Raw genomic sequence first — 11,148 nt, 5'->3', positions numbered from 1 at the left:
TTCAGAAGCTTTCAGAAGCTTTCGAAGATTTCTTCAACAACTTCAACCACTTGCGCTTCCGATCTCTCGTCAGCGGGAGGCGAATTCTACAGCGTTACACGCTGCTGTCAACACCTCTTTTTCAACTTCCTTTTGGCTTCGATGAACTGAAGCAACCTACTGCCGAAACTTACATAACTCATTGTTTACCAAGGAGTTTTCCGTTTCGACTGCGCCGGAAGTGGGGCGAATTATAGACAGTTATAATTCGCCGTCAACACCTAATTTCAGACTTATTCGGATTTGAGCGTAATACGCGCAAATGCCTTCTTGCCGGCCTGGCAAACGTGGGTAGCACCCAGCTCGTATATAAAGGTGCGATCAACAACCTCACCATCTATACGCACACCACCGGAACCCAGCAGGTCACGCGCCACTGCCGAGTTTTTGACAAGACCTGCTTTATTGAGCACAGCAGCAATTGGCATCGCCTCGGCAGCAGACAGCTCAATCTCCGGCAGATCATCCGGCAGCTCGCCATCCTTCATGCGATTACCCGCGGCACGGTGAGCATTGGCAGCAGCCTCTTCACCATGGAAACGCGCAACAATCTCTTCAGCCAGCTTGATCTTCACGTCACGCGGATTGGCGCCCGCCTCTACATCAGCACGCAGCGCATTGATCTCATCCATCGAGCGGAAGCTCAACAACTCGAAGTAACGCCACATCAGCGCATCCGGAATGGAGACCAGCTTGCCGTACATCACACCCGGCGCTTCCTGGATGCCGACATAGTTGCCCAAGGACTTGGACATCTTCTTGACGCCATCCAACCCTTCAAGCAAAGGCATGGTCAGAATGCATTGAGCTTCCTGCCCATACGCACGCTGCAGTTCACGCCCCATCAACAGGTTGAATTTCTGGTCGGTGCCACCCAGCTCAACGTCCGCACGCAAGGCTACCGAGTCATAGCCCTGAACCAGCGGATAGAGGAACTCATGAATGGCGATCGGCTGATTGGTGGAGTAGCGCTTGTCGAAGTCATCGCGCTCAAGCATCCGCGCAACGGTGTACTGAGAGGTCAGACGAATGAAGTCCGCTGGTCCCATCTGATCCATCCAGGTGGAGTTGAATGCCACTTCGGTCTTGGCCGGATCGAGAATCTTGAACACCTGGGTTTTGTAGGTCTCGGCATTGTCGAGCACCTGCTCACGCGTCAGCGGCGGACGCGTCGCGCTCTTGCCACTCGGATCGCCGATCATCCCGGTGAAATCACCTATAAGGAAGATGACCTGATGCCCCAACTCCTGGAACTGGCGCAGCTTATTAATAAGCACGGTATGGCCCAAGTGCAGATCCGGCGCAGTCGGATCAAAGCCAGCCTTAATACGCAGGGGCTGGCCACGCTTGAGCTTTTCAATCAGCTCAGCTTCAACCAACAGTTCTTCCGCACCACGTTTTATCAGCGCTAGCTGCTCTTCAACCGACTTCATAACAGACCCGCAAGGCTCAGATTCAAAAGGGAACCAACCATACAAGATCAGGGACTAATTACAAGTTTTGCCCTGCGAACGGACACCGTTCAGCAAGCCCAGCGTTCGCGAGCTTGCGCCACAGATGATTTGGTTATATTTTATACAGTTATTTCATCTTCATCATGTCATTCATCTTTTCCATTTCATCTTCAAAGTCAAATTACCTATGACCACTGAACCGTCTAAAGCGCCGCCGCTTTACCCGAAGACCCACCTGCTCGCCGCAAGTGGTATCGCCGCCCTTCTCAGCCTGGCACTCCTGGTATTCCCTTCCAGTGACGTAGAAGCCAAACGAACATCCCTGAGCCTTGACCTGGAAAGTCCCGTTGAACAACTGACACAAGATCAAGACGCTTCCGACGCGCAACAAGCCACAAATGCACCGACCGAATCGCCGTTCGCCCAGATAGAAAGCAGCCCCGAAGATACCCAGCAAGCCACCCAAGAGCTGCCTGCACCGGTCGCCGACGCCGCCAAGAACCCACAACACCGCGAAGTGATCGTGGCCAAGGGCGACACGTTGTCGACCCTGTTCGAGAAAGTCGGCCTCCCCGCAGCCACCGTCAATGAAGTACTGGCCAGCGACAAGCAGGCCAAGCAATTCACCCAACTCAAACACGGCCAGAAACTTGAGTTCGAACTGACGCCTGACGGCCAACTGCACAACCTGCATAGCAATGTCAGCGACCTTGAAAGCATCACCCTGACCAAAGGCGCCAAGGGTTTTGCCTTCAACCGCATCACCACCAAACCAGTGATGCGCTCCGCCTACGTACACGGCGTCATCAACAGCTCGCTGTCACAATCCGCAGCCCGCGCCGGTCTGTCCCACAGCATGACCATGGACATGGCCAGCGTGTTTGGCTACGACATCGACTTCGCTCAGGACATCCGTCAAGGCGACGAATTCGACGTGATCTACGAGCAGAAAGTCGCCAACGGCAAGGTCGTCGGCACTGGCAACATTCTCTCCGCGCGCTTTACCAACCGCGGCAAGACCTACACCGCTGTGCGTTACACCAACAAACAAGGCAACAGCAGCTACTACACCGCCGACGGTAATAGCATGCGCAAGGCCTTCATCCGTACCCCGGTGGACTTCGCTCGTATTAGCTCGCGTTTCTCCATGGGTCGCAAGCATCCAATTCTGAACAAAATCCGCGCCCATAAAGGTGTGGACTATGCGGCACCGCGTGGCACGCCAATCAAGGCTGCCGGCGACGGCAAGGTATTGCTGGCCGGTCGTCGCGGCGGTTACGGCAATACCGTGATCATCCAGCACGGCAACACCTACCGTACGCTGTATGGTCACATGCAAGGTTTCGCCAAAGGCGTACAGACTGGCGGCACCGTGAAGCAAGGCCAGGTGATCGGCTATATCGGCACTACCGGGCTGTCCACTGGCCCGCACTTGCACTATGAGTTCCAGGTCAATGGCGTCCACGTCGACCCACTGGGCCAGAAACTGCCGATGGCCGACCCGATCGCCAAGGCCGAGCGCGCCCGCTTCATGCAACAAAGCCAGCCGTTGATGGCGCGCATGGATCAAGAGCGCTCCACCCTGCTGGCTTCGGCGAAGCGTTAAGGTATGCCACTCTATATAGGCGTGATGTCCGGGACCAGCCTCGACGGCCTGGACATTGCCTTGATCGAGCAAGACCCGGCGATCAAGTTGATCGCCACGCACTACATCCCAATGCCAGATACCCTGCGCGCCGAGCTGCTTGCCCTATGCGCCAGCGGGCCGGATGAAATCGCCCGCTCCGCCATTGCCCAACAGAAATGGGTGACCTTGGCCGCACAAGGTATTCACGCTCTACTCGATCAGCAAAAGCTCAAGCCGCAGGACATTCGTGCGATTGGCAGCCATGGCCAGACCATCCGCCATGAGCCTGCCCGGGGTTTTACCGTGCAAATCGGCAATCCGGCCTTGCTCACCGAGCTGACGAATATCACCGTGGTCAGCGATTTCCGCAGCCGTGATGTGGCCGCCGGTGGCCAGGGCGCCCCGTTGGTACCCGCCTTCCACGAAGCGTTGTTTGGTGAGCGCACTGGTAACCGCGCCGTATTGAATGTCGGAGGTTTCAGCAACCTCAGCCTTATCGAAACCGGTAAGCCTGTAGCCGGCTTCGACAGCGGCCCGGGCAACGTCCTACTGGATGCGTGGATTCACCAACAACGCGGCGAACACTTTGATCGCGATGGTCAGTGGGCAGCCAGCGGCAAGGTCGAGCCCCAGTTGCTCAATGCCCTGCTCAGCGACCCCTTCTTCGTGACCAAAGGCCCCAAGAGCACTGGGCGCGAAGTGTTCAACCTGGAATGGCTGCATCAACACCTTGGCCGCTTGCCAGCATTTGAGCCTCAGAATGTGCAGGCAACGCTGCTTGAGCTGACCGCCCTGACGATCGTTGAGTCCCTACAGTCGGCCCAATCCCAGACAGAAACATTGCTGGTATGTGGCGGCGGAGCTCACAACGCCACGCTGATGAACCGTCTGGCCACCCTGCTTCCGTCAACTCACGTCAGCAGCACCGCTACCTACGGGGTGGATCCCGATTGGGTCGAAGCCATGGCCTTCGCCTGGCTGGCGCATTGCTGCCTTGAAGGTATTGCCGCCAACCGCCCGAGCGTCACCGACGCACGCGGTCTTCGAGTACTGGGCGCGATCTACCCCGCCTAAAATAGCCGGACAGCAAAACGCCGCTTGGCCTATCACAGCCAAGCGGCGTTTTTGTATGCGCTACAGATCAGATCGAGAACGAAGACCCGCAACCACAGGTCGTGGTGGCGTTAGGGTTCTTGATCACGAAACGCGAACCTTCCAGACCTTCCTGGTAATCCACCTCGGCACCTGCCAGGTATTGGAAGCTCATCGGATCCACGACCAGGCTCACGCCCTCGCGTTCAACGATGGTGTCATCATCGGCCACATCTTCATCGAAGGTAAAACCGTACTGAAACCCTGAACAACCGCCGCCCGTAACGAACACGCGCAGCTTCAAGCGATCATTACCCTCTTCATCGACCAGGCTCTTCACCTTGTGCGCAGCACCGTGGGTGAATTGCAAAGCCGTGGGGGTGAAGGATTCAACGCTCATGCTGATAATCTCCCGGCGTACCGCCGCCATATGCGTAATGGCGGCATTATCCGCTTCTCCTAGAAAAGCGGTCAACTATTGTTACGGTATATCAATCCGCGCTGCCGCCCTTAAAAACACAAAAGGCCCGATCAACGGGCCTTTTGCTTAACAGCCAGGAAGCCTTAAGGCAGCATGCCCGCGTGGGACAAGCCGAGCTTCTCATCCAGGCCAAACAGGATGTTCATGTTCTGCACCGCTTGGCCCGACGCGCCCTTGACCAGGTTATCGATCACCGACAACACCACCACCAAGTCGCCATCCTGCGGACGGTGCACGGCAATACGGCACACATTGGCGCCGCGTACGCTGCGGGTCTCCGGGTGGCTACCAGCAGGCATCACGTCGACGAACGGTTCGCTGGCATAACGTTTCTCGAACAGCGCCTGCAGGTCTACCGAGCGATCGACCACAGTTGCGTACAACGTGGAGTGAATACCGCGGATCATCGGAGTCAGGTGTGGCACGAAGGTCAGGCCTACATCTTTACCGGCGGCGCGACGCAGTCCCTGGCGGATTTCCGGCAAGTGGCGATGCCCTTTTACTGCATAGGCCTTCATGCTTTCCGACGTCTCGGAGTACAGCGAACCGACCGCTGCACCACGACCGGCGCCACTGACGCCTGACTTGCAATCCGCGATCAAACGCAAAGCGTCTGCCAGCCCGGCTTCCAGCAAAGGCAGGAACCCCAATTGAGTAGCGGTCGGATAGCAACCCGGCACCGCAATCAGGCGCGCTTGCTTGATCTGCTCACGATTGACTTCCGGCAGGCCGTACACCGCCTCTTTCAACAGCTCCGGCGCACCGTGAGGCTGACCGTACCACCGGGCCCACTCGTCGGCGTCCTGCAGACGGAAGTCCGCCGACAGATCGATCACCTTGGTGCCAGCCGCCAGCAACTCACCGGCCAATGCGTGGGCAACACCGTGCGGGGTAGCGAAGAACACCACGTCGCAGGCGCCCAAGGTCTTGATGTCCGGAACGCTGAACGCCAGGCCGTCGTAATGGCCTCGCAGGTTCGGGTACATATCGGCCACGGCCAGCCCGGCCTCGGATCGGGAAGTGATGACCACCACCTCAGCTTGCGGATGCTGTGCCAACAGACGCAGCAATTCGACACCGGTGTAACCCGTGCCGCCGACGATACCGACCTTGACCATAAACCTGCCCTCAACGAACCCACTGGAAAGCCGTCGATAATAGGGGCCGTATCGTCCTGCGACAACCGTCAACGTGACGTACGGGCGCATGAGCCACTACTATCTCGGCTACCGTGAACCTGGGAATAACTAAAAATGCTTTATCTATGGGTCAAAGCCTTTCATATCGTCAGCATCGTCTGCTGGTTTGCCGGGCTGTTCTACCTGCCACGCCTGTTCGTCTATCACGCCCAAAGCGAGGACACCGTCAGCAAGGAGCGTTTCAGCGTCATGGAGCGCAAGTTGTACCGCGGCATCATGGGGCCGGCGATGGTTGCCGCGCTGATCTTCGGCGGCTGGCTGATCTACCTGAACCCGAGCCTCTTTCATTCGGGCGGTTGGATTCACGCCAAGCTGACGCTGGTCATACTGCTTATTGGCTACCACCACATGTGCGGCGCACAGGTGAAACGTTTTGCGCGTGGCGAAAATACCCGCAGCCATGTCTTTTATCGCTGGTTCAATGAAGTGCCCGTTCTGATATTGCTGGCTATCGTAATTTTGGTCGTGGTCAAACCGTTCTAATTTCAATTACTCGGGGTACCTCCAATGTCATTGCCCGCTCTGCTTGAACAAACTCTGCGCCTGCCCGTCGTGGCGGCGCCGATGTTCCTGATTTCCAACCCGCAACTGGTCCTGGCGTGCTGCCGCAATGGGGTGGTCGGGAGTTTCCCGGCGCTCAACCAACGCGAAAGCAGTGGGTTCAAGGCCTGGCTGGAGGAAATCGAAGCGGGCCTGGCCCAACTGAACAATCCCGCGCCTTACGCCGTCAACCTGATCGTGCACAACAGCAACCCACGGCTCGAGGCGGACCTGGCGATCTGCGTCGAGCACAAAGTGCCGATCGTCATCACCAGCCTGGGCGCCGTGAAGGAGTTGGTAGACGCCGTACACAGCTACGGTGGCCTGGTGTTCCATGACGTCACCACCCGACGTCATGCCGAGAAGGCGGCCGAAGCCGGCGTAGATGGCCTGATCGCCGTGGCGGCCGGCGCGGGTGGCCACGCTGGCACCTGGAGTCCGTTCTCGCTGATTGCCGAAATTCGCCAGTTCTTCGACAAAACCTTGCTGCTGGCCGGCTGCCTCAACCACGGGCACGAAATTCTCGCCGCCCAGTTGCTCGGCGCAGACCTGGCCTACTTCGGCACACGTTTTATCGGCACCACCGAAAGCCACGCCCCGGATGCTTATAAAGAGATGCTGCTCACATCGCGCGCAGCCGACATCGTGCACACTCCCGCTGTCTCCGGCGTGCCCGCCAGCTTTATGCGCCAGAGCCTGGAAAACGCCGGTTTCGACCTCGCCGCCTTGCAAGGCAAAGGCGAAGTCAACTTCGGTTCCAAGCTCAAGCCGTTGAGCGACGAGGCCAAGGCATGGAAGACTGTATGGTCAGCCGGCCAAGGTGTCGGTGAGATTGATGATTTGCCCAGCGTCGATGAACTGGTTGCCCGTCTGGATGCCGAATACCGCAAGGCCCGTGAACAGGCAGCTCAATTGCGCTGGCCGCGCTGACCCACTGCAAGGCCTGCTGCTTGAGCCGGCCTGCACTACCTCCCTGAATCAAGTGACAAGGAAGCCCGCATGAGCGACAACCGTTTCAAGATTGTGTTTGACGGAGCCCTGCTCCCGGGTGTCGAAAGCACCACGGCCAAGCTGAACCTGGCCGAGTTGTTCAAGAGTGACGTCGAAGCCATCGAGAAGCTCTTCACCGGTCGCCCTGTCGCGCTCAAGCGTGACCTGTCGCGCCCGGATGCGGAAACCTACCTCACCGCACTGAAAAACGCCGGTGTCGATGCGCGCATTGAGCCCGAACAGCCTGTGGCTTTCAGCCTGGCTGAAACTCACGAGACAGACTCTGGCAGTTTCTCGCGCCCTGCGGCCTCACCGTATGCACCACCGCGCTCCGCCGTGGGTGATGACCTGCCGGAGTACGCCACCCTCAAGGTGTTCACTATCCACGGGCGCATCGGTCGTCTGCGTTATCTCGCCTGGACCCTGGTGTTGACCCTGGCACTGTTGGTTGCCGGCGGCATCATCAGCACCGTCAGCTTTGCCGTTGCCACTGCTTCGCCGACCGCTGGCACCATCCTCGGCGTATTGCTGGGCCTAGCATTGTTTGTTGCCCTGGTCTGGGTCAGTGTACAAATCGGTGTGCAGCGCCTGCACGACCTGGGTTGGTCGGGCTGGTTGTACTTCCTCAACCTGGTTCCTCTGGTGAACAGCGTCTTCCCGATCCTGCTGCTGGTATTGCCGGGCAATGCAGGCGCCAACCAGTACGGCGCGCCACCACCACGCAACTCCACGGCGGTAAAAGTCCTGGCCACCCTGTGGCTGGCGTTTATCCCGATCATGCTTGCCATCGTGGTGACCCTGGGCATGAACGGTTACCTGAACCAGCTCGAAGCCAACATGGACAGCAGCTACGAAAGCAGCTCCATCACCTCCGATGAAGATGCCGACCAAGCCGCGACCGTCGAAGAAGACGAAGCACAGAGTGCTGACGAAGCGGGCGAACCTGTAGACTCTCCAGAACAGTGAAGAAACGCCCCCGGCCTGTGATGCCTTTGTCACAGGCGCGGGGGCGTTGCGATGGAGAAAGGCATGACCCGTTACGCTCTGATCACCGGCGCCTCCAGCGGCATTGGCCTGGCCATGGCCGAAGCCCTGGCCCGTCGCGGCCGCAGCTTGATTCTGGTGGCCCGCCAGCGTGATCAGTTGGAAAGCATTGCAATCGAATTGACCCAACGCTTTGGCGTCGAGGTGCTGTTCCGGGCCTGCGACCTGGGCGAGCCGTTGCGCTTGTCCGGGTTCCTGCTGGAGCTTGAAGAAGGCGAGCGGCAGATCGACCTGCTGGTGAACTGCGCCGGCATCGGCACCAGCGGGCCATTCCTGGCCCAGGACTGGATGACCGAACAAGACCTCATGGAGGTCAACATCCTCGCCTTGACCCGTATGTGCCACGCGCTCGGTAACACCATGGCGCTGCACGGCGGCGGGCAGATTCTCAATGTGGCGTCCATCGCGGCGTTCCAGCCCGGCCCGTGGATGAGCACTTATTACGCCAGCAAGGCCTATGTGCTGCATTTCTCCGAAGGCCTGCGCGAAGAACTGAAAACCTGCGGCATCAAGGTCTCGGTCCTTTGCCCCGGCCCGACACGCACCGCATTCTTCGGTACCGCGCAAATGGACACCGCCAAGCTCGACCGCAGCCAGCAACTGATGAGCCCCGAGGAAGTGGCGCTCTATACCGTGCGGGCCCTGGAAAAGAACAAAGCCATCATCATTCCCGGCCGACGCAACCGCTGGCTCGCCTTCAGCCCGCGCTTCAGCCCACGTTGGCTGACCCGCAAGATTGCCGGCGCCATCAACAAGGCCTATTGCCCACGTTGATTGGCTGAGTACACTCACCCTGCACATTCATAATGGAGAAACAGCTGTGGATACTCTGTTCACCAAGATCATCAACAGAGAAATACCTGCGGATATCATCTACGAAGATGATCAAGTCCTGGCGTTCAAGGACATCCATCCGGCGGCACCTGTGCATTTCCTGGTCATTCCCAAGAAACACATCCCCACGCTCAATGACCTGACTGAAGAAGATAAAGCCCTGGCCGGTCATATTCTGTTCACCGCCCAGCGCCTGGCCGTGGAACAAGGCTGTGAAGAAGGTTTCCGGGTAGTGATGAACTGCAACCCGAAAGGTGGGCAAACCGTCTATCACATCCATATGCATGTGCTGGGTCAGCGCCAGATGAACTGGCCGCCGGGCTGATCAGCCCTTCATCTAAGGTCGCGGCCCCAGGCTGCGACCCCATGCCCTTGACGCAGCGCAAACGCTTCCCCCTCTCTTGCGGTAAACTGGCCGCCGAGATTCTTCCCGGAGGTCAGCATGACTACCCAACGTCACTACTCGCCGATTGACCGTCTGTTGCTGCAAGCCGATATGGCCATGCGCACGCTGCTGCCGTTCAGCGGCCAGCCGTACCGCCCTTCGCCCGCGATCGTGCAGCCCGACGCCCAGATGAGCGAGACCGAGACCCGCCACGTTGCCGGCCTGATGCGTATCAATCATACCGGCGAAGTCTGCGCCCAGGCGCTGTACCAGGGCCAGGCCCTGACCGCCAAGCTGCCGCAGGTCCGTGCTGCCATGGAACATGCCGCAGAAGAAGAAATCGACCACTTGGCCTGGTGCGAGCAGCGCATTCGCCAACTGGGCAGTCACCCGAGCGTGCTGAACCCCCTGTTTTATGGCTTGTCGTTCGGGATTGGCGCCGCTGCCGGCCTGATCAGCGACAAAGTCAGCCTGGGTTTTGTCGCCGCCACCGAACATCAAGTGTGCAAACACCTGGATGAGCATCTGGAACAACTGCCAGCCGAGGACGAAAAGTCCCGGGCGATTCTTGAGCAGATGCGCATCGATGAAGAACACCACGCGGAAAGCGCGTTGGATGCGGGCGGTTTCCGTTTCCCCGCGCCGGTGCGGTTCGGCATGAGTCTCTTGGCCAAAGTCATGACCAAAAGCACCTACCGAATCTAAAGCTTCACCCTGTAGGAGCGAGCTTGCTCGCGAAACCCCCAGGCGACTCGGACATTCTGGATGCCCGCGTAATCGTTGAAGTTTTTCGCGAGCAAGCTCGCTCCTACATTAGTCCTCGATCAATCAACCCAACTCGATGATTTCGTAATCATGGGTGATGGCCACACCGGCCGCGCCCAACATGATCGACGCCGAGCAGTACTTCTCGGCCGACAGCTCGATAGCACGCTTGACCTGGGCTTCTTTCAGCGCCCGGCCCTTCACCACGAAATGCATGTGGATCTTGGTGAATACCTTGGGGTCTTCAGTGGCACGCTCGGCTTCCAGGAAGGCTTCGCAGCTTTCCACGGCCTGGCGGGATTTCTTCAGGATGCTGACCACGTCGAAATTGCTGCAACCGCCTACGCCCAGCAGGAGCATTTCCATCGGGCGTACGCCCAGGTTACGGCCACCGGCTTCCGGCGGGCCATCCATGACCACCACATGGCCACTGCCCGACTCACCGAGGAACATGGCTTCGCCCGCCCATTGGATGCGTGCCTTCATCGCCCAGACTCCACTGCTAAAAAAGGGTCGCCAGCTTAGCACAGGGCCCGCCTGCGTCAGCGTTTGCAACAAAAGCGATCAATAGCAGGGTTTGCACGAAAAATTGGCTAATCGAGTCAGAATGTGTCTGTTAAGCTGACGCCAAATCGATGGCGTAATGCCACCCTTTATACAGCGCGTATCAGTGCCGATACCCGATGAATACAACAACT

Annotated in this window: 13 protein-coding genes; 9 read left to right on the top strand and 4 right to left on the bottom strand. The window is 58.4% G+C overall.

Annotated features, from left to right (window positions below; translation table 11 throughout):
- Positions 1 to 236 (top strand): hypothetical protein (locus HX793_RS31025; protein WP_218646204.1); only part of this gene is annotated, 236 nt, incomplete at its 5' end.
- Positions 237 to 272: 36 nt separating this feature from the next.
- Here the strand turns inward: HX793_RS31025 and tyrS are convergent.
- A complete protein-coding gene (tyrS, locus tag HX793_RS23955; RefSeq protein ID WP_016977905.1) occupies positions 273 to 1,472 on the bottom strand; it encodes a tyrosine--tRNA ligase in 1,200 nt (399 codons plus the stop codon).
- Between the two features lie 208 nt (positions 1,473 to 1,680).
- Between tyrS and HX793_RS23950 the strand changes: the two genes are divergently transcribed.
- Positions 1,681 to 3,099 (top strand): peptidoglycan DD-metalloendopeptidase family protein, encoded by a 1,419-nt coding sequence (locus tag HX793_RS23950; protein WP_016977904.1) that lies wholly within the window; start codon positions 1,681 to 1,683, stop codon positions 3,097 to 3,099.
- Positions 3,100 to 3,102: 3 nt separating this feature from the next.
- The gene (locus HX793_RS23945) at positions 3,103 to 4,194 is read left to right on the top strand and encodes an anhydro-N-acetylmuramic acid kinase (protein ID WP_177096541.1); all 1,092 of its coding nucleotides are present in this window, start codon (positions 3,103 to 3,105) and stop codon (positions 4,192 to 4,194) included.
- Between the two features lie 67 nt (positions 4,195 to 4,261).
- On the opposite strand, the gene erpA is transcribed toward HX793_RS23945, so the two are convergent.
- Both erpA and argC read right to left on the bottom strand, forming a co-directional pair.
- A complete protein-coding gene (erpA, locus tag HX793_RS23940) occupies positions 4,262 to 4,612 on the bottom strand; it encodes an iron-sulfur cluster insertion protein ErpA (RefSeq protein ID WP_003176443.1) in 351 nt (116 codons plus the stop codon).
- Between the two features lie 164 nt (positions 4,613 to 4,776).
- Complete coding sequence (gene argC / locus HX793_RS23935; RefSeq protein ID WP_177096543.1) at positions 4,777 to 5,811, bottom strand: N-acetyl-gamma-glutamyl-phosphate reductase; 1,035 nt, start codon at positions 5,809 to 5,811, stop codon at positions 4,777 to 4,779.
- Between the two features lie 135 nt (positions 5,812 to 5,946).
- Here argC and hemJ point away from each other — a divergent pair, with 135 nt between their 5' ends.
- From hemJ to coq7, 6 genes are all read left to right on the top strand, one after another.
- Positions 5,947 to 6,375 carry a protoporphyrinogen oxidase HemJ gene (gene hemJ / locus HX793_RS23930; RefSeq protein WP_016977900.1) on the top strand — a complete coding sequence of 143 codons (429 nt, stop codon included), beginning with the start codon at positions 5,947 to 5,949 and terminating at the stop codon, positions 6,373 to 6,375.
- Positions 6,376 to 6,399: 24 nt separating this feature from the next.
- Positions 6,400 to 7,362: an NAD(P)H-dependent flavin oxidoreductase gene (locus HX793_RS23925; RefSeq protein ID WP_177052775.1), complete on the top strand. Its 963-nt coding sequence runs from the start codon at positions 6,400 to 6,402 to the stop codon at positions 7,360 to 7,362.
- Positions 7,363 to 7,431: 69 nt separating this feature from the next.
- On the top strand, positions 7,432 to 8,388 hold the full coding sequence (locus tag HX793_RS23920) for a DUF805 domain-containing protein (RefSeq protein ID WP_177059312.1): 957 nt from the start codon (positions 7,432 to 7,434) through the stop codon (positions 8,386 to 8,388).
- A gap of 63 nt (positions 8,389 to 8,451) precedes the next feature.
- Positions 8,452 to 9,240: an SDR family NAD(P)-dependent oxidoreductase gene (locus HX793_RS23915; RefSeq protein WP_177002742.1), complete on the top strand. Its 789-nt coding sequence runs from the start codon at positions 8,452 to 8,454 to the stop codon at positions 9,238 to 9,240.
- 46 nt (positions 9,241 to 9,286) lie between these two features.
- Entirely contained in the window at positions 9,287 to 9,625 is a 339-nt protein-coding gene (locus HX793_RS23910; RefSeq protein ID WP_010206940.1) for a histidine triad nucleotide-binding protein, read from the top strand.
- 117 nt (positions 9,626 to 9,742) lie between these two features.
- Entirely contained in the window at positions 9,743 to 10,390 is a 648-nt protein-coding gene (coq7, locus tag HX793_RS23905) for a 2-polyprenyl-3-methyl-6-methoxy-1,4-benzoquinone monooxygenase (RefSeq protein WP_015886151.1), read from the top strand.
- 123 nt (positions 10,391 to 10,513) lie between these two features.
- On the opposite strand, the gene HX793_RS23900 is transcribed toward coq7, so the two are convergent.
- Positions 10,514 to 10,936, bottom strand: coding sequence for an OsmC family protein (locus HX793_RS23900; protein ID WP_005792019.1), 423 nt, complete (start codon positions 10,934 to 10,936; stop codon positions 10,514 to 10,516).
- Between the last annotated feature and the right edge of the window lie 212 nt (positions 10,937 to 11,148).

It is taken from the genome of Pseudomonas reactans (genome assembly GCF_013387025.1).
Classification (GTDB): domain Bacteria; phylum Pseudomonadota; class Gammaproteobacteria; order Pseudomonadales; family Pseudomonadaceae; genus Aquipseudomonas; species Aquipseudomonas reactans.
The sequence above is the reverse complement of the archived record's forward strand: the minus strand, read 5'-3'. Positions and strand labels throughout refer to the sequence as shown.